We start from the raw sequence: 26,208 nt of genomic DNA, 5'->3' as shown, positions 1-26,208 counted from the left end.
CGCGCTTCAGCCGGCCCGGAGCTGCTTGGCCGCGGTCACCATGTTGCGCAGCGCCGCCTCGGTCTCCGGCCAGCCGCGGGTCTTGAGGCCGCAGTCCGGGTTCACCCACAGGTTGGCGGGCGGGATCACCGATCCGGCCTTTTTCATCAGGCGCAGCATCTCGTCGGCCGACGGCACCCGGGGCGAGTGGATGTCGTAGACACCCGGGCCGATCTCGTTCGGGTACTTGAAGTCACCGAACCCGCGCAGCAGTTCCATGTCGGACCGGCTCGTCTCGATGGTGATGACGTCGGCATCCATCGCGGCGATTTCCGGCAGGATGTCGTTGAACTCGGAATAGCACATGTGGGTGTGGATCTGCGTCGCGTCCCCCACGCCGCTCGCGGACACGCGGAACGCCCGTGCCGCCCACTTGAGGTACGCCTGCCATTGGGCCCGGCGCAACGGCAGGCCTTCGCGGATGGCCGGTTCGTCGATCTGGATGATGCCGATGCCGGCGGTTTCCAGGTCCACCACCTCGTCGCGGATGGCCAAGGCGATCTGCAGCGCGGTGTCGGCGCGGGGCTGGTCGTCGCGCACGAACGACCACTGCAGGATCGTGATGGGGCCCGTGAGCATGCCCTTCATGGGGCGTTTCGTGAGGCCCTGGGCGTAGGCGGTCCATTCGACCGTCATCGCGTTCGGGCGCGACACGTCGCCAAACAGCACCGGCGGTTTCACACAGCGCGAGCCGTACGACTGCACCCAGCCGTTGCCGGTGAACGCAAAGCCTTCGAGCTGTTCGCCGAAGTACTCGACCATGTCGTTGCGTTCGGCCTCGCCGTGCACGAGCACGTCGATGTCGAGTTCCTCCTGCTTCGCCACCGCGTGGGCGATCTCGCGTTTCATCGCGTCACGGTACGCGCCCTCGTCGAGCGCCTTGCGCTTGAACGCCGCCCGTGCGGCACGGATCTCGGCGGTCTGCGGGAACGAGCCGATCGTGGTGGTGGGGTAGTCGGGCAGCTGGAAGCGGCGGCGTTGCAGCGCCTGGCGCTCCGGGAACGCCTGCGGGCGGCGGTCGGCATCGGCGGGCAACGCGGCGATGCGCTGGGCCACGGCCGGGTTCTTGACACGGCTGCTGTGGGCACGGGCGGCCACGGCGGCGCGGGCCGCGAACAGCGCCTTGCGCACCTCCCCCTCGCCGTCACGCAGCGCGTGGCGGATCACGTTCAGTTCGGCCAGCTTTTCGGTGGCCCCGGCGAGCCAGCTGCGCAGCTCGGCGTCGAGCGACGGGTCCTGCGCCAACGACAGCGGCACGTGCAGCAGCGAGCACGACGGGGCGATCCACAGGTTGCCACCACGGCGTTCGAGGGCCGGGCGCAGCTGGTCGAACGCGCGATCGAGGTCGGTGCGCCAGATGTTGCGGCCGTCGACGATGCCCACCGACAGCTGCTTGTGGGCCGGCAGCCAGTCGAGCACGGCCTGCAGTTCACGCCCGGCACGCACCGCGTCCACGTGCAAGCCCGCCACCGGCAGCTTGCACGCGAGGCTGATGTGGTCCTCGAGCGGCGAGAAGTAGGTGGCAAGCAGCAACGAGACCTTGGCGGTCTTCAGGGCGTGGTACGCGCGTTCGAACGCCAGCGCCCAGGCGCCGGGCAGGTCCAGGCCGAGGATGGGTTCGTCCACCTGCACCCACTCGACCCCGGCGGCCGCCAGTTGGGCGAGCAACTCGTTGTACACGGGCAGCAGGGTGTCGAGCAGGTCCAGGCGGTCGAAACCCGCGACCTTTTCCTTGCCCAGCCACAGGAAACTCAGCGGGCCCAGCAGCACCGGCTTGACGGTGTGGCCCAGCGCCCGGGCCTCGGCCACCTCGTCCAGCAGCCGCGCGGACGCCAGGCGGAACGCGGTTTCCGGGTGGAACTCGGGCACGAGGTAGTGGTAGTTCGTGTCGAACCACTTGGTCATCTCGAGCGCGTGCGTGCCGCCCTCGGGGCCCGCGCCGCAGCCGCAGCCGTCGCCATGCACGTGTTCGGACGCCACGCCGCGGGCCATCGTGAAGTAGCGGGCGAGCGCCGGTTCGGTGCCGTCGAAGCCGAAACGGGCCGGCTCGCAGCCGAACAGCTGCACGTGGTTGGCCACGTGGTCGTAGTAGGCGAAGTCACCCACGGTGACGAAGTCCAGACCGGCATCGCGCTGCAGCGCCCAGTGGCGTGCACGCAGGTCACGGCCCACCTGCTCGAGCGTGGCGGCATCGGTTTCGCCCTTCCAGTGGCGTTCGAGCGCGAACTTCAGCTCGCGTTGTGCGCCCATGCGCGGGAAGCCCAATGTATGAATCTTGATCACGATGAATCCCTGTATCGATGAATTGTTATCATCGACAGACTTGATTCATGAATCAAACGGATATTTTTCAGGATCACCAGGAGTTTTATTCATGGCCTCACCCCTCGAACTCCGCCACCTGAAAACCTTCCACGCGCTGCGCGAGGCAGGCAACCTGTCGCGCGCAGCGCAGTTGCTGAACCTGACGCAGTCGGCGCTGTCGTACCAGATCAAGCTGATCGAGGACCACTACGGCACACCGCTGTTCGAGCGCAAGTCGAACCCGGTGGCGTTCACCGTGGCCGGCCAGCGGCTGCTGCGGCTGGCCGATGCGGTGCTGCCGCAGGTGGACGAGGCTGAACGCGACGTGAGCCGCCTGGTGTCCGGCGCCGCCGGTGCGCTGCGCATCGCGGTGGAATGCCACACCTGCTTCGACTGGCTGATGCCGGCGATGGACGCGTTCCGTGCGCGCTGGCCCGAGGTGGAGCTCGACATCGTGTCGGGCTTCCAGGCCGACCCCGTGGGGCTGCTGCACCAGGACCGCGCCGAACTGGCCATCGTGTCCGAGCTGGACTCGGCAGAAGCCGGCGTGACGTTCCACCCGCTCTTCAGCTTCGAGATCGTCGCGTTGCTGCCCAACGGCCACGCACTCCTCGGCAAGCCCTGGCTCGACGCCCAGGACTTCGCCGAGCAGACGCTGATCACCTACCCGGTGCCCGACGAGATGCTCGACCTCGTGCGCCGCGTGCTGCAACCGGCCGGCGTGACCCCGCCGCGCCGCACGAGCGAGCTGACGGTGGCCATGCTGCAACTCGTGGCGAGCCAGCGCGGGTTCGCGGCGCTGCCGCTGTGGGCGGTCAAGGGGTACCTCGACCGCGGCTACGTGGCGAGCCAGCGCATCGGCGCCGAGGGCCTCACCGGCCGGCTGTACGCCGCCACCCCGGCCCGGCTCGCCGGGTTGGCGTACGTGGCTGACTTCGTGCGCGTGATGCGCGAGACCTCGCTGCGCACGCTGGGTGGCGTGACCTTGCTGTGATGGTTGAAACAGGCGCATCCACCCGCGAACCACCTGCGTAGGGGATGGAGGTCGGCACAGGCCGACGCCCATCACCAGCCAGGAGTTCCCATGACCTCATCACTTTTCCGCGCGGCCCCGCTCGCGGCGGCCGCGGCGTTGTCAGTCTGCGGGGTGGTCCACGCGTCCAGCCACCGCGAGGCGCCGTTCATCACCACGTCACCCAAGGTCGATGCCACCGACTTCTACATGTTCCGCAGCTACGAGGCGAACCGCACCGGCTACGTCACGCTGATCGCGAACTACCAGCCGCTGCAGGACGCCTACGGCGGACCGAACTACTTCGCGATGGACCCCAACGCGCTGTACGAGATCCACATCGACAACACCGGCGACGGCCAGGAAGACATCACCTTCCAGTTCCGCTTCAGGAACACGCTGGCCGCCAATGGCCATGGCGTGGCGCTGCCGGTGGGTGACCGCAACGTCGCGATCCCGCTCGTGCAGGCGGGCGCGGTCTCGGGCGTGAAGGATGCCAACCTGAACATCGCCGAAACCTTCACGGTGGGGATCATGCGAGGCGACCGCCGCCGCGGCAACGTGGCGCTCCTGAGCAACGCGGCCAACGGTGCCACCACGTTCGACAAGCCGGTCGACAACATCGGGGTGAAGACGATCCCGGACTACCCGGCGTATGCCGCCAGACACGTCCACGCCGTCAACATCCCGGGCTGTGGCACACCGGGCAAGGTGTTCGTGGGGCAGCGCAAGGACCCGTTCGCGGTCAACCTCGGCACCATCTTCGACCTGGTCAACGCCCCGGTGGCCACCATCACCGACCCGACGCTGATCGGCGCGGTGCCCAACACGATCGACGACAAGAACATCACGACGCTCGCGCTCGAGGTGCCCACGTCGTGCCTCGTGGCCCAGGGGGAGCCGGTCATCGGCGGCTGGACCACCGCGAGCCTGCGCCAGGCACGCCTGCTCGACCCCACGCCGAAGCCGGGCCACCAGGCCACCGAAAAGACCGGGGGCGCGTGGACACAGGTGTCGCGCCTCGGCATGCCCCTCGTCAACGAGGTGCTGATCGGGTTGAGGGACAAGGACCGCTTCAACGGCTCGAAGCCGAAGGACGATGCCCAGTTCGCCACGTACGTGACCAACCCGACGTTGCCGAAACTCATCGAGATCGCGCTCGCGCTGCCCAACGCCGCCCCCACGAACTACCCGCGCACGGACCTCGTCACCACGTTCCTGACCGGCATCAAGGGCGTCAACCAACCAGCCCGGGTGGTGGCCTCCGAGATGCTCCGACTCAACACCGCGATCGCCCCGGTGGCCTTTGCGCAGCAGAACCGGCTGGGCGTGGTGGGCAACCTGCTGGCCGGCGGCAACGACAACGCCGGGTTCCCGAACGGCCGCCGCCCGAAGGACGACGTGGTCGACATCTCGCTCGTGGCGGTGATGGGTGGACTGTGCATGGCCAACGGAGACACCGATGCGCTCGAGTTCGGCGCGGCCTGCAAGCCCTCGGCCGTGCCGCTGAAGGAGACGGCGTTCAAGCTGCACGACGCGGTGGACCAGGCCGTGGTGCCGCTGCTCGCCGGGTTCCCGTACCTCGCGACGCCGGTCGGCGGCACGAAGTGAGGAGCGCACCATGAAGCACATGCTGCCCCTGGCCCTTGTGGCCTTGCTGTCCGCGTGCGGTGGTGGCGGATCCGACCCGGTGGTTGCCGACACCGAAGTGCCAGCGTCCGCCACCCGCTCGTCCGATGCCTACGTGGCCTACACGCAGGCGATGGTGCGCGCGGTGGACGACGCCGCCGACGCGTTGAGCCTCGCGATGGCCGATGCGCCACCCACCAGCGACACCGCGGACCCGGTCGACTTCGACTGACCGACCTCCCTCCCTCCGGGGCCATGCGCCCCGGAACGCAACCTTTTCGAGGAGCCTGCCATGCGCCCCCACGCCCTGGCCGCATTCGCCTGCGCGCTCGCATCCACCCTCGCGGCGGCCGCGCCGTTCGTGCCGGCCGGCGACACCGAGGTGGTTGAACGCCTGCCGTCCCGCCTCCTGCTTCCTGCCGAACGTGCGGTCCAGCGCGCATTGCGGAGCCAACGGATCGCCCAGCCCGCGAACCTGCCGGTGGCCGTGTCGGCCGCCCGCGCCGCGCTGCAACGGGCCCGCCGCTCGGGTGACCCGCGCGAGCTGGGCGAGGCCCAGGCCGCGCTGGCCCCGTGGTGGCCGTTGCCCGACCCACCGCCCGCGGCGCGCCTGCTGCGGGCCATGGTGCTGCAGGGCCAGCACCGCTTCGACGTGGCGTTGCGCGACCTCGACACGCTGGTGGCCGCGCCCGGCATCCCGATGGACGTGCGTGCGCAGGCGGCGCTCACGCGCACCACGGTGTTGCAGGTGACCGGCCGCTGGGCGGAAGCCGGTGCGGCGTGCGGCCAGCTGCCGCGCCTCGCGCCGGCGCTCGTCCACCATGCGCGTGTGTGCCGCGCCGAACTCGCGAGCCTGCGCGGTGACCCCGTGGCCGCAGCCACCCAGCTCGCCGCGGTGGCACGGGACACCGCCGATGACACCACCCGCCGATGGGTGAACCTCGTGCGCGCCGAACTGGCCGAACGCACGGGAGACTCGTCGGCCGGCGCGCTGTACCGAACGGCCCTGGGCGCGGACCCCGACGTCTACACCCAGGCCGCGCTGGCCGACTGGCTGCTCGCCCACGATCGTGCGGCCGACGTGGCCACGCTGCTGGCCGGCCGCGAGGATGCCGACGCGTTGCTGCTGCGGCTGGCCATCGCGTGGCGCCGCGCCGGTGACCCGCGGGCCAACACGGCGGCCCGCACGCTGGCCGAGCGGTTCCGGGCCGCCCAGGTGCGCGAGGAGACCACCCACCAACGCGAGCAGGCCCGCTTCGAACTGGACGTGCGCGGCGACGCCCCCGCCGCGCTGCCTCTCGCGGTGGCGAACTGGGCCGTGCAGAAGGAACCGGCCGACGCGCTGCTGCTGGTGCGGGCGGCGGCGGCGGCAGGCCAACCCGCGGCCGCCGCGCCGGTGTGGCGGTTCGTGTCGGCCACCGGGTACCGGGACGTGCGGCTCGACGCCGCGCGGAGGCAGCCATGATCGCCCGCCTGCTGTTGGCGGCCGCATTGCTGCTGCCCGGCCTCGCGGTGTCGCACCAGGCGAGCGACGCCTACGTGTGGCTCACCGTGTCGGGGGACACCGTCACACAACGGATGGACGTCGCGCTGCGCGACCTCGAGCGCGACCTCGCACTCGACACCGACAACGACGGCCTGCTGCAATGGCACGAGGTGCTGTCACGGTGGGCCGACATCGACAGGCTCGCGGCGGAAGGCCTGACGCTCACGGCCGACGGCCGCATGTGTGGCGCCGAGGCTGCCGGCACCCCGGCCCTCGACGAGCACGGCGGCGGCCGCTACGCGGTGCTGACCCGCACGTGGCGCTGCCCGGGTGCCGTGCACCGGCTCGAAGCCGACTACCGGCTGTTTGCCTCCACCGACCTCATGCACCGCGGCATCGTGCGCTGGCAACTCGACGGGCAAGATGGCCACCAGGTGCTGGTGCCAGGTGCCGGCCGGCGCGTGCTGGCCGACGCGGGTACGCCCTCCGGCTGGCCGATGAGCCTGTTCCTGGAAGGCGTCCACCACATCCTGATCGGCGCCGACCACGTGCTGTTCCTGCTGACGCTGCTGCTGCCCGCGGTGCTCGTGCGCACGCCCCCGGGCTGGACGGCGGCACGCGCCTGGCGGCCGGTGGTGCTCGACGTGCTGAAGGTGGTGACCGCGTTCACGGCGGCCCATTCGATCACCCTCGGCCTCGCGGTGTTCGGGGTGGTCGACCCGCCGTCGCGCTGGGTTGAATCACTGATCGCGGCCAGCGTGGTGCTGGCGGCCGCGAACAACCTGGTGCCGGTGGTGCGGGATGGCCGCTGGAAGATCACGTTCGTGTTCGGCCTGGTGCACGGCTTCGGTTTTGCCGGCGCGTTGAAGGCCATCGGCCTGGCCGACGGTTCGCTCGCGGCCTCGTTGCTGGCCTTCAACCTCGGCGTCGAGGCGGGGCAGCTCGCGATCGTGGCCCTGTTCCTGCCGGCCGTCTGGGGGCTGCGCCACACGCTGTTCTACCGCCGCGGGCTGCTGCCCGCCGGATCCCTCGCCGCCGCGCTGCTCGCGCTGGCGTGGTTCACCGAGCGTGCGTTCGACCTCTAGTGTCGATGCAGTTCCGTCAAAGGACGGTGCGCACGAGGGGATGCGTGGTCAGCGTGCGGTACAACTCGTCGAGCTGTTCGCGGCTGGTGGCCGTGATGGTGATGGTGACACCAAGGTACTTGTTGCCCGAACTGGGCCGCAGCTCCACGGTGCTGGCATCGAACGTGGGGTCGAACCGCTCGGCGATCTGCGTGATGGCGTTGACGTAACCGTCCACGTTCAGGCCCATCACCTTGATGGGGAACCGGGACGGGTACTCGATGAGCGATTGCTCGGGCGGAATGTCTTGCATCGGAGAACTCATCCAGGGCACATGGGGGCGCCGCCCCCGGTTTCAATCAGATGGACTGCGCGAGCTTGGCCTTCTGGTAGGCCTCGTACAGCCGGCCATACACCGGCCCCGGCTTGCCGCGCAGCGCACCGTGGCCCACCAGTTCACCGTCGATGCGCGTGACGGGCAGCAGTTCCTTGCTGGTGGCACTGAGCATCACCTCGTCGGCGGCCAGCACCTCGGCCTCCGAGATGGGGCGCAGGTTGTAGGCGATGCCCACCTCCTCGCACAGCTCGCGCAGCAGGTCGTAGCGGATGCCTTCGAGCAGGTGTTCGCTCTTCGGCGGGCCCAGCAGTGCGCCCTCCGAGGCAATCCACACGTTGCTGCCGGACGCCTCGGTGAGGAACCCGTCGCGGAACAGGATGGTTTCGGTGGCACCGTGGTCGGCCGACATCTGCCGTGCCAGCACGTTGCCCAGCAGCGAGATGGACTTGAGGTCACCCCGCTCCCAGCGGAAGTCGCGAGCGGTGACACAGGCCACCCCCTGGCGCCGCTGGTCGGGCGTGGGGGCCTTCATGGGGTTGACCATCATGAAGACGGTGGGTTCCACGTCGGCCGGCATCGCGTGTTCGCGGGGGGCCACGCCCCGGGTGACCTGCAGGTACAGCAACTGGTCGTCCGCAGCCTGCGCCTCGATCAGCCGCCGGGCAGTGGCGAGCCATTGGGCCGGTTCCAGCGGGTTCGGGATGCGGACCTTGCCGAGCCCCCGCGACAGGCGGGCCATGTGTTCGTCGAAGCGGAAGATGCGCCGGTTGTAGACCGGCAGCACCTCGTAGATGCCGTCGCCGAACAGGAAGCCGCGGTCGAGGACCGAGACCTTGGTGTCACGCAGGGCCCCGTACTCACCGTTCAGGTAGCACAGGCTGTCAGGAATCGCATGCATGGCGCCTCCGGCGACGGGTGGGACTTTGCAGGTTACTTGATCCAGAGGCGAAGCGCATCCCAGGCCCGACCCAGGATCCCGGCTTCTTCGACCCCCTCGAGCACCACGAGCGGCCGTTCGGCCACCTTGGCACCGCCAGCGGTGGTCACACGCACCATGCCGACCTTCTGGCCCTTGGCGAGCGGGGCCACCAGCGGATCGGTGCGCTCGATCTTCGTCTGCAGCTTCGCGCCCTCGCCCTTCGGGACGCTGGCGAACACCGCGCCGGCGGCGCCGAGCTTGGCCTCGTTGGCCTTGCCCTTCCAGACCGGCACGGTGGCCAGCGCGCGCTGGGCCTCGAACAGGCGCACGGTGTCGAAGGCCTGGAAGCCCCAGTTCAGCAGCTTCTGGCTTTCGTTGGCGCGGGCGTCCATGGAGGCGGCGTTCAGCACCACGCTCAGCAGGCGGCGCTTGCCGCCGGCGCTGCCGTTGGCGCCCAGGTTGGGGAAATCACGCTGGGCCGACGCCACGAGGCAGTAGCCGGCCGCCGACGTGTAGCCGGTCTTCATGCCGTCGACGCTCGGGTCGCGCAGCAGCAGCACGTTGCGGTTGTTCTCGTTCGACGCGGGCGAACCTTCGTAGCGGTACTTGCGGGTGGAGTAGATGGGGTAGAACTCGGGGAAGTCGCTGATGATGCGGGCCGCGGTCACGGCCAGGTCACGCGCGGTGCTCTGGTGGCCCGGCTCGGTGAGGCCCGTGACGTTCTTGAACGATGTGTTCTTCAGGCCGAAGGCCTGCGCCTGCCGGTTCATCATGCCCACGAACTGGTCGACCGTGCCGGCCACGCCTTCGGCGAGCACCACCGACGCGTCGTTGCCCGAGTTGACGATCATGCCGCGCAGCAGGTCCGAGACCTTCGGGGTCATGCGCGGCTCCACGAACATCAGCGAACCGCCGCCCTTGCGCTCTTCCCACGCGCGGGTGGACACCGGCAGCGTCTGCTCGAGCGTGAGCTTGTGTTCGCGGATGGCGGCGAACACGACGTAGGCCGTCATCAGCTTCGTGAGCGACGCCGGGTCGGCCGGGGCATCGGCCTCGCGTTCGGCGAGCGTCTGCCCGGTGGTCAGGTCGAGCAGGATGTAGCTCTTGGCGGCCACTTCGGGCGGGGCCGGCATCTGCGCGAAGGCAGAGGCGGCGGCGAAGCAGAGGGCCAGGAGCAGGGCAAACGTTCTTTTCATGAGGTGGAGCAGTTCAGCGAAAAATCGGGGGCAGCCTTGCGGCCGCAAACGGGGTGCGGCGGCACGCTCAATGCGGCCAGCCGCGCACCACCAGGGTCTTGAGCAGCGGCAGCTGCCCATGGAAGAAATGGCCGGCGCCCGGGATCACGACCACCGGCAGGGCCTGCGGCCGCGCCCAGTCGAGCGTGGCCGACAGCGGCACCACGTCGTCGGCCTCGCCGTGGATCACGAGCGTGCCTTCCGGCACGGCCGGCACCTTCTGCTTTTGCGTGGACGGGCCCACCAGCACGAGGCCGATGGCCTTCTGGCCTTCGGGAAGCATCGAGGCCGCTTGTGACGCCACGAACCCCCCGAACGAAAAACCGGCCAGTGCCAGTGGCAACGCCGGGTCCCGGTGTGCCGCGATCACGGCCAGCGCGTCATCCACCTCGCCCCGGCCTTCATCCCACTCGCCTTCTGAGGCGCCCACGCCGCGAAAGTTCAGGCGCACGGCGCGATAACCGAGCTGCACGAAGGCACGCGCCAACGTGGCCGCCACCTTGTTGTCGAGCGTGCCGCCCTGCAGCGGGTGCGGATGGCACACGACGGCCACGCCGCGCGGCGTGCCGTCGGGAGTGTCGATGACGACTTCGAGGGCCCCGCTGGGGCCGGGCATGGTGAGGCGACGGGAGGTGGGCATGGTCAGCGGCCGACCGAGTCGGGCAGCACGAGCCGCTCGACGACGACGCCGTTCTTGAGATGGGACTCGACGATCTCGTCGATGTCGCTGTTGTCGACGAAGGTGTACCAGACGGCCTCGGGGTACACCACGGCCACGGGACCGCCCGCGCACCGATCGAGGCAGCCGGACTTGTTGACCCGCACACCGCCGGGCCCGGCCAGGCGCTCGTTCTTGACGAGTTTCTTGCAGTGGTCGAAGGCGGCCTGGGGGTTGTGGTCCCCGCAGCTGGCTTCGTTGTTGTCCCGCTGGTTCAGGCAGAAGAAGATGTGACGCTTGAAATAGGTCATCCCCGGATTCTACGGACTGGGGCCGCCCGCCGGCAGTTCCGGCTTATTTCCGGGTTGCGGACCGGGAGGCTGTTCGCGTGCCGTGACACGGCCGAACAGGTAGGCCAGCGCCGCGTAGGGCCACAGCCAGCCCACCCATTGCGCGGCGCCGTGGAAGCGGATGAAACGCCCCTGCTCCCACGCGAACAGGCTTTCGGCGAAGTAGGGGTCGGTGGGTGCCTGGGTCACGCGCAGCACCAACGCGGTCAGCGTGATGAGGCCCAGCGTGGCGGCCACGCGGCGCGGCAGCCGCCACAGCGCCACGCCCAGCACCAGCCCCGTGAACAGGCCGGGCAACGTGGGCGGGGTGAGCCAGGTCAGCGCGTGCTGCGGGCCGAAGTTCATCGCGGTGGACAACGTGGTGGCCGCGAATCCCAGCACGGCCGCGCCGGCCGCCAGCACGATGCGCCGCCAGCCGGGCGGCACCACGGTGAAAGCCACGAGCATCGGTGACATCAGGCCCAGCAGCACCAGCATCCACTCATTGGCACGCGACAGCGGCGTGAGCGATGCCTGCGCGGTGAGCCAGCCATCGGCCCAGGCTTCCCACGGGGTGTCGGCCAATGCCGCGGCCACGAGTTCTTGCAGCCGGAACAGCACCTGGCCCACACCGAAGGGCACCGGAGTGGGAAACAGCAACCCGAGCGGCCACAACAGCAGCAGCGCGATGCCGCCGGCGCTGCGGTCGATGAACCAGCGGTCGCGCACGGCCTGCCATCGCGCCAGCCCGCCGAGCGCATGGATGGCCAGCGCCGGCAGCACCCCGAGCACGGCGCCGCCCGCGTTGAGCACCCAGTCGAGGCTGGACGGCACCCGCTGCGGCAGGTAGTTCTGCAGGCTCTCGAGCACGAACGACAGCGCGGCGCCGCCCGCGACCGCGGCCGCCACGGCCACGGCGGTGCGCCCACCGCTGCGCACCACGGCGCCGAACAGCAATGCTCCGAGCGGCATGTAGCCGATCAGGTTCGACACCACGTCGAACGCAGTCCAGTAGCGGGGCCACGGCAGGTGGCCGAACCCGAACCATTGCACGCCGGCCGGCACGCTCCAGCCGGTGAACGGCGAGAGGCTCGCGTACGCGATCAGTGCCGCGTACAGCAGCGCCAGCGGTGCGGCGGAACTGCGGTGGCGCGGTGGCATGGCCCGTTCAGAACGGCTTGACGATCACCAGCACGACGGTCGCCGCGAAGATCAGCACGGCCGATTCGTTGAACACCCGGAACCAGCGCTCGCTGCGCTGGTTCGCGAACGTCTCGAACTTGCGCAGCAGCGAACGGCACGCGTGGTGGTAACCGATGGCCATCACGACCAGCAGCAGCTTGGCGTGCAGCCAGCCGTTGCCCGGCCCGCGGCCGATGCCGAAGCCGAGCCAGAGCCACAGGCCAAGCAGCAGCGCGGGCACCATCAGCATGCTCGTGAAGCGGTAGAGCTTGCGCGCCATCAACAAGAGGCGTTCGCGTTCAGCGTGGCTGTCGGCGGGCACCATCGAGAGGTTTACGAAGAGGCGCGGAAGGTAGAACAGGCCGGCGAACCAGCTCGCGACGAAGATCAGGTGGAGGGCTTTGACCCACAAGTACAGGCTGCTCATCCACGCGATTATGGCGGTGCAGCAAAAGCCCGCCGCGGCGCGGCGCCCGGGGTGAACCAAAGTTCACCGAAGAACAGTGAAAGCGCGGAGGGAGCGCCGCGGGAGAACGTGGTTCGTAAAGTTTGGTGAAGGCTGCCCAAAGTGCAGCGCAGCCGCCACAAGCAGCGCTTCGGCACACGCAAAACGGGGCCCGAAAAGAAAAAAGCCCCAGCCAATTGGCTGGGGCAGAAAAGCCTTATCGCTGTCATCACGGCAAGGCTCCTGCTCAGGGAGGAAAAGCAGGGAATGACAACCTTGCGGCTATCATTCAGTGACAACTTTAGCAGATGAAGACGCTGCTGTAGCGGCCCACAGGCCCCGTGAATACACGTACATGTCTACTATGACCTGATGCCGTCGCATCGATTGCGCCGGTCCCGACACATCGCTTCAAAGAACCTGCCGTGCACACCCCGCCGCCCTACCCCGCCTCGCGTCCGCGCCGCCTTCGCCGCGACGAATTCACTCGCGCGATGGTGCGCGAACATCGCCTGCATCCGAACAACCTGATCCTTCCGGTGTTCGTGCTCGCGGGCCAGAACCAGGTGCAGGACGTGGCTTCCATGCCGGGGGTGCAACGCTTGAGCCTCGACCGCCTGTTGCCACTCGCAGAGGAATGCGTCTCGCTCGGCATTCCCGTGATGGCGCTGTTCCCGGTCATCGACAAGGCACTCAAGACCGACGACGGCCGCGAGGCCGCCAACCCCGAAGGCCTCGTGCCCACGGTGGTTCGTGAACTGAAGAAGCGTTTCCCCGAACTCGGGGTCTTGACGGACGTGGCCCTCGACCCCTTCACGTCGCACGGCCAGGACGGCCTGCTCGACCCCACCGGCTACATCCTCAACGACGAAACCGTCGCGGTGCTCGCGCAGCAGGCCGTGGTGCAGGCCGAGGCCGGTGTCGACATCGTCGCGCCCAGCGACATGATGGACGGCCGCATCGGAGCCATCCGCACGGCACTCGAGGCGCGCGGCCTCGTCCACACGAAGATCATGGCGTACAGCGCCAAGTACGCGAGCGCCTTCTACGGCCCGTTCCGCGATGCCGTGGGCTCGGCCGCCAACCTGGGCAAGAGCAACAAGAAGGTCTACCAGATGGACCCGGGCAACTCCGACGAGGCGTTGCGCGAGGTGGCCCTCGACCTCGCCGAGGGCGCCGACATGGTGATGGTGAAACCCGGCATGCCGTACCTCGACATCGTGCGCCGCGTGAAGGACGAGTTCCGCGTGCCCACGTTCGCGTACCAGGTGAGCGGCGAGTACGCCATGCTGAAGGCGGCCGCCGCCAACGGCTGGCTCGACCACGACGCGGTGATGATGGAAAGCCTCCTCGCGTTCCGCCGTGCCGGCGCCGACGGCGTGCTGACGTACTTCGCCCTCGACGCGGCCCGCCAGCTGCGTGCGCAAGGCTGACGCCGGGCATGCGTGTCTTCCACATCCGATCCGACCAGTTCACGGAACTCGACGAACTGCCGGCGCAGCTGCCGGCCACCGGCTACCTCTGGATCGGGTCGGCCCGGCGCGAGTTCGAGGTCAACACCCCCACGCTGCAGGCCGCGTTGCAGCGCTGGACGGGCGGCCAGCTCGTGGACCTGCACATCTCCGACCTGCTCAACAACCAGCTGCCGTCCCACTTCGACTACACCTCGTGGTACGACCTGATGGTGTTCCGGCGCCTGGCCGCGGGCACCGGCACCAACGGCCTGTTCCTCGACGACCAGACCGGCACCCCGTCGAGCGCCAAGGTGGCCCTCGCGTCCATCGACACCAGCCCGGTGGGCTTTGCGGTGTTCGACCGGGTGCTGCTCACCGTGCACCCCACCGACTGCATGGTGCGGGACTTCTTCGCGAACAAGCTGCAGCAGATGACGCTGGGCGTGGACACCCGCACCGAGCAGCGCGCAAGCGTGCTGCGCCTGCCCACCACGCCGGCCGACCTGATGCTCCGCATGATCAACCACATGGTGGACAGCTACCTCGAGCTGCGCCGCCTGTTGACCAAGCAGCTCGGTCACCTGCAGCAGGAGCTGTTGAACCCGCGCAGCCACTTCGACAGCTGGCAGGTGTTCCTCGAATCGCGCAACGCGCTGCACATGCTCGAGGACACCTGCGAAGACCAGCGCAGCGCCATCGTCGAGTGGATCGACGCACTCGACGAGTGGCCCGGCGAGACCGAGCCGCAGGCCAACCGCGAGCGCGAGCTGCTGAGGGTGCGTTCGCGCGACGTGCTCGAACACATCGAACGGGTGCTCACCCATGTGCGCCGGCTCGAGTCGTCGGCCGAGGCCGCGGTGCAGATGCACTTCTCCGCGCAGAGCAACCGCACCAACGACATCATGCGCACGCTGACGGTGCTCACCGCCATCTTCATGCCACTGAACCTCGTCACCGGGTTCTTCGGCATGAACTTCGACACGCTGCCGCTGATCCATAGCAACACCGGCGTGTGGCTAGCCTCCACCTTCATGGCGTTCGTGGGCATCGCGCTCGGCTGGTTCTTCTGGCGCAAGCGCTACCTCAGCACCGGCCGGCGGCCGTAGGCCGCGCCACGGAAGGTTCACTCGGGCCTGTACGGGTCGGCGAACCCCAGCCCAGCGAGCACCTCGGTCTCGCGGGCTTCCATGGCCCGGGCCTCGTCGTCTTCCTCGTGGTCGTAGCCCTGCGCGTGCAGCGTGCCGTGCACGAGCAGGTGGGCGTAGTGCGCCTCGAGGGTCACCTGTTCGGTGCCGGCTTCGGTTTCCACGACTGGCGCGCACAGGATCAGGTCGGCCACCACCACGGGTTCGTGGCTGTAGTCGAACGTCAGCACGTTCGTGGCGTAGTCCTTCTGGCGGAAGTCGCGGTTGAGCGACTGGCCTTCCTCGGCATCGACGATGCGCACGGTGATCTCGGCGGGCGCTTCGAGCGCCGCGCGGATCCAGCGGATCACCTTGTGGCGCGGCAGGTGCGCGCGGTGGCGCGGGTCGGCGAACTGGAGCGACAGGGTGAGGTCGGGGCGTGCCATCGGGGTCAGCTCCGGTCGTTCGACGCGATGTCGTAGGCCTCGACGATGCGGGCCACCAGCGGGTGGCGCACCACGTCGGCGGACGTGAAGCGGGTGGTGGCCACGCCACGCACGCGGCGCAGCACCCGTTCGGCGTCGATCAGGCCGCTGTCGACGCCCCGCGGCAGGTCGATCTGGCTCACGTCGCCGGTGACCACGCACCGGCTGCCGAACCCCAGGCGGGTGAGGAACATCTTCATCTGCTCGCGGGTGGTGTTCTGCGCTTCGTCAAGGATCACGAAGGCGTGGTTCAACGTTCGGCCGCGCATGAACGCCAGCGGCGCGATCTCGATCTGGCCCTTCTCGAAGGCCCGGCCCACCTTGTCGAACCCCATCAGGTCGTAGAGCGCGTCGTACAGCGGGCGCAGGTACGGATCGACCTTCTGGCTCAGGTCGCCCGGCAGGAACCCCAGGCGCTCGCCCGCCTCCACGGCAGGCCGCGACAGGATGATGCGCTGCACCGCGCTGCGTTCGAGCGCATCGACCGCGCACGCGACGGCCAGGAAGGTCTTGCCGGTGCCCGCCGGGCCGATGCCGAAGGTGATGTCGTGGTGCTGGATGTTCTGCAGGTACAGGCGCTGGTTGTCGGTGCGGCCCATCAGGTCGGCCCGCCGGGTGCGCAGCTGCGGTTCGGCGTCGCGCCCATCGGGCTTCGGCGGGCGGCCGCGTTCGGTGTCCATCAGCGCGAGCTGGAAGTCCTCGTGCGGGATGGGTTTCTCCGCGCGGGCATACAGCGCCAGCAGCAGCGCCATGGCCCGTTCGGCCGCGACCTTGGCACCTTCCACCCGGAAGAACTCGTTGCGGCGCGAGATGCTGACGTTCAGCACGGACTCGATGTCCCGCAGGTGGGCGTCCACGCTGCCACACAGGTTGGACAGCCGGGTGTTGTCGAGGGGCAGGAACTCGTGGCGCAGGATCACAGGGCGTACTTTCTGGGCAGGGCAAGCGGCCCCCCAGCGAAAAGAAGGGGCTCGGCGCGGATTGTCGCCCGTTGCGAAGGCAGCTGCATGGCGGCCTCCTGCACAATCACCGCCCATGCGCCCCCGCCTTAGCCCCGTCCACGTCGCCTCCCGCCTGGCCGCCCTGCTGCGCGGCCTGCTGCTGTGCGCCTTCGTCGTGCTGTGCCTGCCCTGCCGGGCGCAGGCCGACCCGCCGCCGGTGCTGCTCGAGGGGGAGTTGCGCATCCTCACGTCGGCCATGGCCGTGGCCGGCCCCGAACTGAGCTTCCCGGCCGACCGGCCCGCCACCAAGGTGCGCCTGCCGGACGACTGGTGGGCCAGCCGCCCCAAGGCCGACGGCCCCGTCTGGTACCGCCTCACGTTCGACGCCCCGGCCCACCCCGACCGCCTGCTGGCCGCCTACATCGAACGTGTCTGCAGCAACGCCGAGGTCCACCTGAACGGCCACCTGATCCACAGCGGAGGCCGCATGACCGAGCCGGTCACCCGCAACTGCCACTACCCGCAGCTCGTCACGCTGCCGTCGGGGCTGCTGCGCGATGGCGCCAACGAGCTCGACATCAAGGTGATGGGGTATGCACTGCAGAAGGTGTCCACCCGCCAGCGGGCCGGTGGCCTTTCGGCCGTCAAGGTGGGCCCGCAGGCGGTGCTGGAAGCCGAATACGCGTCCGACCGCTTCTGGAGCCTCACGGTGCTGGAAGTCATCACCGTGGGCACCACCATGCTGGGCCTGCTGGTGCTGTGCCTGGGGTGGCTGAACCGCCGCGAACCGCACCTGCTGTGGTTCGGCCTCATGACCCTCATGTGGAACGTGATGGCCATGCGCATGCTGGCACGCGACCTGCCGTTCGACAACGCCACCGTGGAACTGCTCTCGGGCGCCGGCTGGGCGCTGGTCACCGCACTCGGCGTGCAGTTCATGCTCAGCTATGCGAACCTGCGCTCGCGCACGCTCGAGATCGGTCTCACGCTCCAGTGTCTCGTGGTGCCCCTCACGCTGGTGCTCGCCGGCCCCAACCGGCTGTTCGTGGTGATGAGCGCGTGGCAGCTGGTGATGGTGTGCGAGGCCATCGCCACGATGGGCCTCTACCTGTACGCCATCTGGCACCACCGCCGGGAAGAATTCTGGCCCATGGGCATCACGGTGGTCAGCATGGGCGCGCTGCTGCTGGTCGAACGTGCCGTGCAGCACAACCTGCTCGACCCGCTGCGGCTGCACCTCTCCCACTTTGCCATGCCCGTGGTGTTCGTGGTGCTGGGCACTCGGCAACTGCGCTCGTTCAGCCGCGCCTTGCAGGATGCCGAAGCCGCGCGCAACTCGCTGGAAAGCCGCGTGGCCGAGGCCACCGCCGAGATGGAGCGCAACTACGCGCAGATGGCCGAATTGCGCGTCGAGCAGGTGACCGAAAAGGAACGCAAGCGCATCGCCGGCGACCTGCACGACGACCTGGGTGCCAAGCTGCTCACCATCGTGCACACCAGCGAATCCGAGCGCATCTCGTCGCTGGCGCGGGAAGCCCTCGAAGAGATGCGGCTGTCGGTCAAGGGCCTCACCGGCAAGCCGCTGCCGGTGGCCGACGCGCTGGCCGACTGGCGGGCCGAAACAGTGCTGCGGCTGGGCCAGGCCGGTGTCGAGGCCGACTGGCGCAGCCCCAACGAAGACCTCACGCAGCAGCTGTCCGCCCGCGCGTTCGTGCAGACCACCCGCATCCTGCGCGAGGCCATCAGCAACGTCATCAAACACAGCGGTGCCTCGCATTGCAAGGTGCGGTGCACCCTCGTGAACACGATTTCGTGCTCGTCGTGCAGGACAACGGCAAGGGCATTCCCATGGAACTCGATGGCAAGCTCGACCGAGGCCACGGCATGGCCAGCATGAAACACCGCGCCAAGCAGATGCAGGGGCAGTGCCTCGTGGAGTCGGGTCCGGGCTATGGCACCGTGATCCGCCTCACCCTGCCGCTGTAGGCACACGACCACGGGTGGCGCACAGGCTGTTACGATGGTTTCTGCGCCGCGCGCGCGCATCCACCTCACGGGTATGACCATGAACAAAATCCTCTTGCTCGAAGATCTCCCGGAGATCCGCTCGTGGCTGAAGGCACTGGCCCTTCAGGTCTTCCCCAATGCCCAGGTGTCGGAAGCGGCCCGCGTGCACGACGCGCTGGCGCTGGTCAGCGCCGAACGCTTCGAGGTGGCCCTGATCGACCTGGGCCTGCCCGATGGGTCCGGCGTCGACGTGGTGGCCGCGTTGCGCGAGAACCAGCCCGAAGCCCAGTCCGTCGTGGTCACCATCCACGACGACGACGACCACCTGTTCCCGGCGCTGCAGGCCGGCGCCTTCGGTTACCTGCTGAAGGAACAACCCCGCGAGCATTTCGTGGAACAGCTGCAGCGCATCAGCCAGGGCGAACCGCCGCTGTCGCCGTCCATCGCTCGGCGCGTGATCGCCTATTTCGCGGCCCAGAACAAGCCGCAGGAACGCCCGCAGAACCTGCCCCACGTCTCGCTCACCGACCGCGAGAACGAGGTGCTGCTGTGGGTGGCCAAGGGCTTCACGCTGCCCGAGATCGGCGTGCAGTTGAACCTGTCCCGCCACACCATCGCCGACTACGTGAAACAAATCTACCGCAAGCTGAACGTCAGCTCCCGCGCGGAAGCGGCCCTCGAGGCGCAGCGCCTGGGCCTTTTCCGCCGATGATCGGGCGGTTGTCCGGCCAGCTGGCGGAGAAAAACCCGCCCCAGGTGCTCGTCGACGTCAATGGCGTCGGCTACGAGGTGGACGTGCCCATGAGCACGTTCTACAACCTGCCCGCGCTCGGCGAGCGGGTATCGCTGCTCACGCACTTCGTGGTCCGCGAGGACGCCCAGGTGCTGTTCGGTTTCCTGACCGCGTCGGAGCGCACCACGTTCCGGCAACTCATCAAGATCACCGGGGTGGGCCCGCGCATGGCGCTGTCCATCCTGTCCGGGCTGAGTGTTGCCGAGCTGGCCCAGGCCATCTCGCTGCAGGAAAGCGGCCGGCTCGTGAAAGTGCCCGGCATCGGCAAGAAGACCGCCGAACGGCTGCTGCTCGAACTCAAGGGCAAGCTCGGCCCCGACCTGGCGTTGCCTGCCAACGTGGCCAACGACACCCAGGCCGACATCCTCCAGGCGCTGGTGGCCCTCGGCTACAGCGACCGCGAGGCCTCGTTGGCGCTGAAGAGCCTGCCTGCTGATGTCAGCGTGAGCGACGGCATCAAGCAGGCCCTCAAATCGCTAGGGAAATAGGGCCCCCCAGTCGCTTCGCTCCTGCCCCCGGGGGGCGACCCCGGGTCGGCCGGCGGAGCCGGTCCTCGCGGGTGGCTTGATCGGGCGCTTCGCTTCGCTTGCTTGCGCGCTGAAGTCCGCAGGATTTGTCAAACGCGGTCGGGCCAAGATGGCATCCTGTCAGCTTGAGGAGGCCCTCCCGATGTCCACCACCACCCTCGAACGCCCCGCCGCGGCGGCCTACGAATCCCGATTCGAACGGGTGCGGCAGTACATCCGCACCCACCTCGACGACCGGCTCGACCTGAACACACTGGCCGAGGTGGCCCACCTGTCGGCCCACCACTGGCACCGGGTGTACCACGCGGTGCACGGTGAAACAGTGGCCGACACGGTGAAGCGGCTGCGCCTGCACCGCGCGGCCGGCGACCTGGCCCAGGGCACGATGCCCGTGGCCGACGTGGCCCGCCGCTCCGGCTACCCGAACGTGCAGTCGTTCACCCGCATCTTCAAGGCGGTGTACGGCCTGCCGCCCGCCCGCTACCGCGAGGAAGGCGCCCACGCCCCGCTGCCCGACGCCACGGGACCCGACCGCCTGAAACCCCGCGCCGCGAGCTGGGACGTGGACGTGCAGGACCGGCCGGCCCGCGCGCTCGTCACGGTGGACCACACCGGCTCGTACATGGACATCGGCCACGCGTTCGAGCGCCTCTACGGTGGCCTGGCCGCGTCGGGCCTGATGCGCCCCGGCCTGCGGTCGTTCGGGATCTACCTGGACGACCCCACCGCGAAGGACGAGGTGTTGTTGAGGTCGAAAGCCGCCGTGCTGCTCGACGTCACCCAAGCGCTGCCCGCCCCGCTCGGGCGCCACGTCTTGCCCGCCGGGCGCTGCGCGGTGCTGCGTTACCGCGGCCCGTATGCGTCGATGCGTGCGGCGTACGACTGGCTGTTCGGTGAGTGGCTGCCCGCCTCGGGCCTCGAACCGGCGGATGCGCCGGTGGTGGAGGAGTACCTCAACAACCCGCGTGACACGGCCCCGGCGGACCTGCTGACCGACATCGAACTGCCGCTCGCCTGGTAGGGGGCAAGCCAGATGGCTTGCGCAGCGTGAGCAGGCCCTGCGGAAACGCTGAACATTTCATTCGGACGTCAGTCCGGAGCACATTGAAATCAACGCGTGATTCCTTGGCACGACTTGAATTCTTCAGCGTTTCCGTGACGAAGTCGCCACCGCGTTGCGATGGGCGGTAGGGGTATCCACGGAAATATCCAATCCGGTATCCAGGCACACAAAAAAGAGATTGGCCCTTCGCCCAACGCTTCCATAGCATCCCCTGCGCGATCTCGCCGAATGAGCGAGAAGCGATGGGCCCCGTCAAGTCGTGAAGGCATCCTGCCCACGACGCTGCACTTGCGGTGACGGGGGTTGAGCAAGCCTTTCGACGCTACCGCCCAATGGCAAGACATCAGCGAGAAGGCTGCTCTTTGCATGGAGTCAGGAGTTCACCCGTGAAGACGTTTCTGAGATCGATTCGGTCAGCCGTTGCCGCAACCTTGCTCGCCGCTGCCTTCGGCGGCGCGCAGGCGCAGTCGGCGGGCTACCTGCTGGTTCATTTCACCGGCGAATCCCCGCAGGGTGAGCAAACCTACATGTCCGTCAGCACCGACGGCCTGAACTGGACGGACCTGAACAACAGCCAGCCGGTCCTCATGTCGACCGTCGGCGAAAAGGGCGTGCGCGATCACGCCATCGTGCGCTCCCCCGACGGCACCAAGTTCTGGATCCTCGCCACCGACCTGCGCATTGCCAACGGCAAGGGCTGGGACGCCGCGATGCATGCGGGCAGCACCAAGCTGGTCATCTGGGAATCCACGGACCTCGTGCACTGGTCCGCGCCGCGCCTGGTCGATGTCGCGGGCGCCATCCCGAACGCCGGTTGCGCATGGGCGCCCGAGGCCATCTGGGACCCGGCATCGAATGCGTACATCGTGTACTGGGCGACCATCTCGCCGCTCAACGGCACCGACAAGCCCCGCATCTACTACGCCAAGACGACCGACTTCCGCACCTTCACCGCGCCGCAGATGTACATCGACCGGCCCGGCACGCAAGGCATCATCGACACGCAGATCATCGAGGTCGCGGGCAGCGTCGGCGGCTTCAAGTACGTGCGTGCCTCCGGTGATGGCCAGATCACCATCGAAGGCAGCCAATCGGTGCTGGGCGCCTGGACGACCATCGGCGACCTGTCACAGATCGGTTTGACGGGCAAGATGGTCGAAGGCCCCGTCCTCTACAAGTTCAACGGTGAGAACAAGTGGGGCATGTGGGTCGACCAGTACGCCGCGAACAAGGGCTACCTGCCGCTGACATCGATCAACATGGGCAGCGCACAGAACTGGCAGGCCGTGCCGTCGGGTTCGTACAACCTGGGTGCGGACCGCAAGCGGCATGGTGGCATCCTGAACCTGAGCGCCGCGGAGATGACCCGCCTGACCACGCAGTGGGGCGGCGCCACACCCATCAACCGGATCCAGTCGTCCAACTTTCCGGACCGATTCGTGCGTCATTCCAACTTCACGGTGCGCCTCGATCCGAACGTCTCGCCGCTGGATGATTCGAAGTTCCGGATGGTGAAGGGCCTGGCGAACAACACGGGCTATGTGTCCTTCGCCTCGGTGAACTACCCCGGCTACTACCTGCGGCACAAGAACTTCGTCTTCGAGCTGGCGCCCTATGACGGATCGCCGCAGTTCGCCACCGACGCGACGTTCAAGCAGGTGCCGGGACTGGCTGACACGAGCGCCAGTTCCTTCCAGGCGTACAGCGACCCGACCCTCTACATCCGCCACTACAGCTTCCTGCCACGCCTGGATCCCATCAAGAACCAGATCGACCGCAGCGATGCGACCTTCCATGTGACGAACTGACGGAGGTGCGCGCAGGCCGTGAGGCCTGCGCGCTTCAGGCCCAACCCTTCGGGCCTTCCCTCTGCCGCACAGACCCCTAGCAACGGCTGAAGCGGTCGAGCATCGCCGTGACCGCCCTCGACTGGCAGTTCTCAGCCAGGCCACGCAAGCGTGTGCTGAAGGCGGCATACCGCGCATCCAGCCCCTTCAGCCGGTCCGCCTCGTCACAGATGGCGCGCATGTCACCGGTGAGCGCCAGGTGTTGCAGCACCACGATGTCGGCGTTGGGCGGCGCCACGAGGTTGGTGTCGTCCAGCCCGGCCTCCTCGTCGCGCGCGGCAGGCGGGGCCTCGTGCAGCCAAGTCAGTTTCAGCAGGCGGCCGATGGCTTCAAGCAACACCACTTGCTCGATCGGCTTGCCGACGAAGGCATCGGCACCTGCTTTGCGGCTGTCGGCCGCGAACTGCGGGCTCGCACTCGCCGAGGCGGCGATGATGGGCAGGCCGGGACCATGCGCCGCACGCAGCCGGCGCGCCGCCTCGAAACCGTCCATCACCGGCATGACCATGTCCAGGATGACCAGGTCTGGCACGCGGCGCGCAGCCATCTCGATCGCCTCCGCGCCGTGTCTGGCCTCGACCACCTCGAAACCCAGCGAGCCCAGTGAATCGAGCAGCAGCATCCTGTTCTGCTGCACGTCGTCCACCACGAGGATCCGGCGGCGCGCGCCCTCATAGCCCACCGCGGCGGCATGCACCGGCAGCGCGCGCGCGCGCGCCCTCTCGATCGGCACCTCGATCTCGAACGAGAAACTGCTGCCCACGCCAGGCTGGCTGCGCACCTCGATTTCGCCACCCATCAGGCGCAGGAGCTGCCTGCTGATCGCGAGCCCGAGCCCCGTGCCGCCTTCGCGGCGCTTGGCCTCGGCCACCTGTTCGAAGGGCTGGAACAACCGCGCCAGTTGCGCCTCGTTCATGCCAATGCCGCTGTCCTGTATCTCGAAGCGCAGGCGGGCGAAATCACTTGGTGCCCCACCGGACGGCGACAGGCACGAGACCGTCAGCGTGACCTGCCCCCGGTCGGTGAACTTGACCGCATTGGACAACAGGTTGAGCAGCACCTGCCGCAAGCGTTTCTCGTCCACGCGAACCGTGACAGGCAGGTCGGGCTCGCGTTGGAAGAAGAACAGCAGGCTCTTCTCCTCGGCCTTCACGCGCACAATGTCGCACACCACTTGCATGAAGCCCGACAGGTTCACGTCCGTGGGGTAGATCTCGAGCTTGGCGGCATCGATGCGCGCCAGGTCGAGGATGTCGTTGATGAGGGTCAGCAGGTGCTGACCGCTCTCCTCGATGATCTTGAGCCCGCGCATCTGGCGCTCGGTGAATGCCTTGTCGCGCAGCAGGATCTGCGCGAAGCCCAGGATGCCATTGAGCGGTGTGCGCAGCTCGTGGCTCATCTGCGCCAGGAACTCGCTGCGCTGCCGTGCCAGTTGCCGAGCCTCGGCCAGCGCGGCTTCGCGGGCCGCCTCGGCAGCCTTGCGGTCGCTGATGTTGCGCGCCACGCCCACCGTTCCCAGCAGCGTGCCGTCGTCGTCGAGCACCGCGGTCTTGTACGTCTCCATCCAGACCGGCTCGCCATCGCCGTCCACGCATTCCTCGGTGGTCTTGCGCTCGTGCGAGGCCATCACTTCCGCGTCGTCGGCGATCTGCCGCTGCGCGAGCGCCGCAGGGAGCAGCTCCAGGTCGGATTTGCCGGCCATCGCATCGGCGGAGTGCCCACGCGCCTGTGCATGGGCCTGGTTCACCACCAGGTAACGGCTGCCGGTGTCCTTGAACCACGCCCACATGGGCAGCATGTCGATCAGGGTGCGCAGGTAGCGTGCCTGCTGGCGCAATTCGCCCGTTCGCGCCTGCACGCGCTGCTCGAGGCCGGCATTGAGCGCGCGCACGTCGTTCTCGGATTGCCGCAACTGCAAGTTGAGCGCCTGGAGTTGGTGATGCGAATGACGCAGCCGCGCCATGAACACCGCACCACCCGCGAGGACGAACACCACCGCCGCCAGCAGGGTCCACAGCCAGCGCTGCTGCAGTTCGCGCTGGCGCAGCTGCGCCACCTGCTGCTCGTTGCGCCGCGTGAGCTCGTCGATCGCGCGCTGCTTGCCTTCGGTTTCGTAGCGCCTGATCATCTGCACCATGCGCTCGCCAGCCCCTTCCTTGGTCATCTGGGCGGTCAACTGGCGCGCCTGGCTGCGCAGTTCGTAGGCGCGCTGGAAGTCGCCCGCGCTCGCCGCAATGTCCGCCAGGCGGTTCGCGCTGCCGCTCTTGTAGATCGCAAACCCGAGTTCCTTGGCGATCTCGTAGGCGCGCTCGGCCACGGCCTTGGCGCCAGCCATGTCCCCCAGGGTCTGGCGATTCTCGCTCTCGAAATTGAGGCCGAACCATTGGCCGATGCGGTTGGGATAGGTCCGGAAGATGGCCATGGCCCGGCCAATCTCCACCGCCGCTTCGGCATGACGCTTCTGGCGGCTCAGGTTCGTCGCCAACTGGTAAAGGCCGAACGCCTCGGCAAAGGGCCCCCCGACCTCCCGGAACATCGCCAACGCCGTGCGCGACAGCCGCTCACCATCCACCAGGTCCCCGCTTGCCAGTGAGGCGCCGGCCAATCCCGACACGGCAAACCCCTCGAGCATCTTCGACTGCGCTGCCTTGGCCTGCTCACGCATGTGCTGATAGTGTTCCCGCATCTCTGCGGGCCGCCCGCTTTGGTCGTAGGCAACGGCCAATCCCTGGTGGGCGTAGGTCATGGCCAGCGCGTTGTTCGACCTCCGGGCGATCTCCATGGCCTGCACGGCAATCGCGGCCGTTTCGTTGAACTGCTCGAAACGCCGGTACATCACGGTCGTGCGCAGCATGGCTTCGCCCAGGAGGTCGGGCCTGTCGATGCCTTCGAGCACGGTCACGCTGTGCTGCGTGGCCCGGACCAACTCGTCGAGCCTCCCCTGGTTGATGGAGTTCAACGCGGTGTTGAGGTCGGCTTCGGCCTGGCCGATGCGGTCGCCCTGGCTGGCCGCGATGTCGAAGGCTTCCTTGGCGTGCTCGGCCGCAGCGTCCGTCAGGCCCAGGTAGGTCTCGGTTCGCGACAACACGTTGAGCACGCGCGCCCGGTCGACCGCGGAGGCATCTTGCGGCAACGAAGCCTGCAGGCGCTGGGCCTCCTTGTAGGCGCCGGGCACATCGTTCTCGGCCAGCAGGCGCACGCGGGCCGCCTCGGCGCGCCACTCGTCGATCGTGGCCCCACGCGCGGCGCTGCCGAGCCATGGCAGCAACGCCACGGCCAGCATCAGGATCATCTTCAGCCGCAGGCCGGCCCTGCTGCTGGTCATTCT

At 68.3% G+C, this 26,208-nt stretch carries 24 protein-coding genes; 13 read left to right on the top strand and 11 right to left on the bottom strand.

Translation table 11 applies throughout. From position 1 onward, the window contains the following. Positions 1–6: 6 nt before the first annotated feature. Positions 7–2,325 (bottom strand): 5-methyltetrahydropteroyltriglutamate--homocysteine S-methyltransferase, encoded by a 2,319-nt coding sequence (gene metE, locus ASC87_RS21505; RefSeq protein WP_157604185.1) that lies wholly within the window; start codon positions 2,323–2,325, stop codon positions 7–9. 88 nt (positions 2,326–2,413) lie between these two features. Between metE and ASC87_RS21500 the strand changes: the two genes are divergently transcribed. From ASC87_RS21500 to ASC87_RS21480, 5 genes are all read left to right on the top strand, one after another. Next, on the top strand, positions 2,414–3,337 hold the full coding sequence (locus ASC87_RS21500; RefSeq protein ID WP_056667138.1) for a LysR family transcriptional regulator: 924 nt from the start codon (positions 2,414–2,416) through the stop codon (positions 3,335–3,337). Positions 3,338–3,427: 90 nt separating this feature from the next. Next, positions 3,428–4,966, top strand: a complete 1,539-nt coding sequence (locus ASC87_RS21495; RefSeq protein WP_056667135.1) for a DUF4331 domain-containing protein — start codon at positions 3,428–3,430, stop codon at positions 4,964–4,966. Between the two features lie 10 nt (positions 4,967–4,976). Further along, positions 4,977–5,216 carry a hypothetical protein gene (locus ASC87_RS21490; protein WP_056667131.1) on the top strand — a complete coding sequence of 80 codons (240 nt, stop codon included), beginning with the start codon at positions 4,977–4,979 and terminating at the stop codon, positions 5,214–5,216. Positions 5,217–5,276: 60 nt separating this feature from the next. Then, positions 5,277–6,449: a hypothetical protein gene (locus tag ASC87_RS21485; RefSeq protein ID WP_056667129.1), complete on the top strand. Its 1,173-nt coding sequence runs from the start codon at positions 5,277–5,279 to the stop codon at positions 6,447–6,449. Continuing rightward, the gene (locus ASC87_RS21480) at positions 6,446–7,555 is read left to right on the top strand and encodes a HupE/UreJ family protein (RefSeq protein ID WP_056667126.1); all 1,110 of its coding nucleotides are present in this window, start codon (positions 6,446–6,448) and stop codon (positions 7,553–7,555) included. The genes ASC87_RS21485 and ASC87_RS21480 overlap by 4 nt, the downstream gene beginning before the upstream one ends. 16 nt (positions 7,556–7,571) lie before the next feature. On the opposite strand, the gene ASC87_RS21475 is transcribed toward ASC87_RS21480, so the two are convergent. The 7 genes from ASC87_RS21475 to ASC87_RS21445 all read right to left on the bottom strand — a co-directional run bounded on the left by ASC87_RS21475 (position 7,572) and on the right by ASC87_RS21445 (position 12,621). Next, positions 7,572–7,847 carry a YbeD family protein gene (locus ASC87_RS21475; RefSeq protein WP_056667124.1) on the bottom strand — a complete coding sequence of 92 codons (276 nt, stop codon included), beginning with the start codon at positions 7,845–7,847 and terminating at the stop codon, positions 7,572–7,574. A gap of 46 nt (positions 7,848–7,893) precedes the next feature. Next, entirely contained in the window at positions 7,894–8,769 is an 876-nt protein-coding gene (locus ASC87_RS21470; RefSeq protein WP_056667119.1) for a D-amino acid aminotransferase, read from the bottom strand. 32 nt (positions 8,770–8,801) lie between these two features. Next, positions 8,802–9,986, bottom strand: coding sequence for a D-alanyl-D-alanine carboxypeptidase family protein (locus tag ASC87_RS21465; RefSeq protein ID WP_056667118.1), 1,185 nt, complete (start codon positions 9,984–9,986; stop codon positions 8,802–8,804). A gap of 67 nt (positions 9,987–10,053) precedes the next feature. Next, complete coding sequence (locus tag ASC87_RS21460; RefSeq protein ID WP_056667114.1) at positions 10,054–10,665, bottom strand: alpha/beta hydrolase; 612 nt, start codon at positions 10,663–10,665, stop codon at positions 10,054–10,056. 2 nt (positions 10,666–10,667) lie between these two features. Further along, entirely contained in the window at positions 10,668–10,994 is a 327-nt protein-coding gene (locus ASC87_RS21455; RefSeq protein WP_056667111.1) for a ferredoxin, read from the bottom strand. A gap of 9 nt (positions 10,995–11,003) precedes the next feature. Beyond that, complete coding sequence (locus ASC87_RS21450) at positions 11,004–12,173, bottom strand: VanZ family protein (RefSeq protein ID WP_056667107.1); 1,170 nt, start codon at positions 12,171–12,173, stop codon at positions 11,004–11,006. A gap of 7 nt (positions 12,174–12,180) precedes the next feature. After that, the gene (locus ASC87_RS21445; protein WP_056667105.1) at positions 12,181–12,621 is read right to left on the bottom strand and encodes a CopD family protein; all 441 of its coding nucleotides are present in this window, start codon (positions 12,619–12,621) and stop codon (positions 12,181–12,183) included. Between the two features lie 443 nt (positions 12,622–13,064). On the opposite strand from ASC87_RS21445, the gene hemB reads away from it, so the two are divergent. Together hemB and ASC87_RS21435 are read left to right on the top strand one after the other, a co-directional pair. Next, the gene (gene hemB / locus ASC87_RS21440) at positions 13,065–14,072 is read left to right on the top strand and encodes a porphobilinogen synthase (RefSeq protein ID WP_056667102.1); all 1,008 of its coding nucleotides are present in this window, start codon (positions 13,065–13,067) and stop codon (positions 14,070–14,072) included. Positions 14,073–14,080: 8 nt separating this feature from the next. Next, entirely contained in the window at positions 14,081–15,199 is a 1,119-nt protein-coding gene (locus ASC87_RS21435; protein WP_056667099.1) for a magnesium transporter CorA family protein, read from the top strand. A gap of 17 nt (positions 15,200–15,216) precedes the next feature. On the opposite strand, the gene ybeY is transcribed toward ASC87_RS21435, so the two are convergent. Both ybeY and ASC87_RS21425 read right to left on the bottom strand, forming a co-directional pair. Then, positions 15,217–15,663 (bottom strand): rRNA maturation RNase YbeY, encoded by a 447-nt coding sequence (gene ybeY / locus ASC87_RS21430; RefSeq protein WP_056667095.1) that lies wholly within the window; start codon positions 15,661–15,663, stop codon positions 15,217–15,219. Between the two features lie 5 nt (positions 15,664–15,668). Then, positions 15,669–16,622 (bottom strand): PhoH family protein, encoded by a 954-nt coding sequence (locus tag ASC87_RS21425; protein WP_056667092.1) that lies wholly within the window; start codon positions 16,620–16,622, stop codon positions 15,669–15,671. Between the two features lie 115 nt (positions 16,623–16,737). Between ASC87_RS21425 and ASC87_RS21420 the strand changes: the two genes are divergently transcribed. The 6 genes from ASC87_RS21420 to ASC87_RS21400 all read left to right on the top strand — a co-directional run bounded on the left by ASC87_RS21420 (position 16,738) and on the right by ASC87_RS21400 (position 22,841). Further along, positions 16,738–18,540 carry a sensor histidine kinase gene (locus tag ASC87_RS21420; RefSeq protein ID WP_235582237.1) on the top strand — a complete coding sequence of 601 codons (1,803 nt, stop codon included), beginning with the start codon at positions 16,738–16,740 and terminating at the stop codon, positions 18,538–18,540. Beyond that, positions 18,492–18,629, top strand: coding sequence for a hypothetical protein (locus tag ASC87_RS33325; RefSeq protein ID WP_369820781.1), 138 nt, complete (start codon positions 18,492–18,494; stop codon positions 18,627–18,629). Before ASC87_RS21420 ends, ASC87_RS33325 begins: the two co-directional genes overlap by 49 nt. A 79-nt stretch (positions 18,630–18,708) precedes the next feature. Further along, the gene (locus ASC87_RS21415) at positions 18,709–19,362 is read left to right on the top strand and encodes a response regulator transcription factor (protein ID WP_056667628.1); all 654 of its coding nucleotides are present in this window, start codon (positions 18,709–18,711) and stop codon (positions 19,360–19,362) included. Beyond that, a complete protein-coding gene (ruvA, locus tag ASC87_RS21410) occupies positions 19,359–19,931 on the top strand; it encodes a Holliday junction branch migration protein RuvA (RefSeq protein ID WP_056667088.1) in 573 nt (190 codons plus the stop codon). The genes ASC87_RS21415 and ruvA overlap by 4 nt, the downstream gene beginning before the upstream one ends. Positions 19,932–20,112: 181 nt before the next feature. After that, positions 20,113–20,991, top strand: coding sequence for a GyrI-like domain-containing protein (locus ASC87_RS21405; RefSeq protein WP_056667085.1), 879 nt, complete (start codon positions 20,113–20,115; stop codon positions 20,989–20,991). 428 nt (positions 20,992–21,419) lie between these two features. Beyond that, positions 21,420–22,841, top strand: a complete 1,422-nt coding sequence (locus ASC87_RS21400) for a glycoside hydrolase family 43 protein (RefSeq protein WP_056667082.1) — start codon at positions 21,420–21,422, stop codon at positions 22,839–22,841. Between the two features lie 76 nt (positions 22,842–22,917). On the opposite strand, the gene ASC87_RS21395 is transcribed toward ASC87_RS21400, so the two are convergent. Continuing rightward, the gene (locus ASC87_RS21395; RefSeq protein ID WP_056667081.1) at positions 22,918–26,205 is read right to left on the bottom strand and encodes an ATP-binding protein; all 3,288 of its coding nucleotides are present in this window, start codon (positions 26,203–26,205) and stop codon (positions 22,918–22,920) included. Positions 26,206–26,208: the final 3 nt, after the last annotated feature.

This window comes from Rhizobacter sp. Root1221 (genome assembly GCF_001425785.1).
Classification (GTDB): Bacteria; Pseudomonadota; Gammaproteobacteria; order Burkholderiales; family Burkholderiaceae_C; genus Rhizobacter.
The sequence above is the reverse complement of the archived record's forward strand: the minus strand, read 5'-3'. Positions and strand labels throughout refer to the sequence as shown.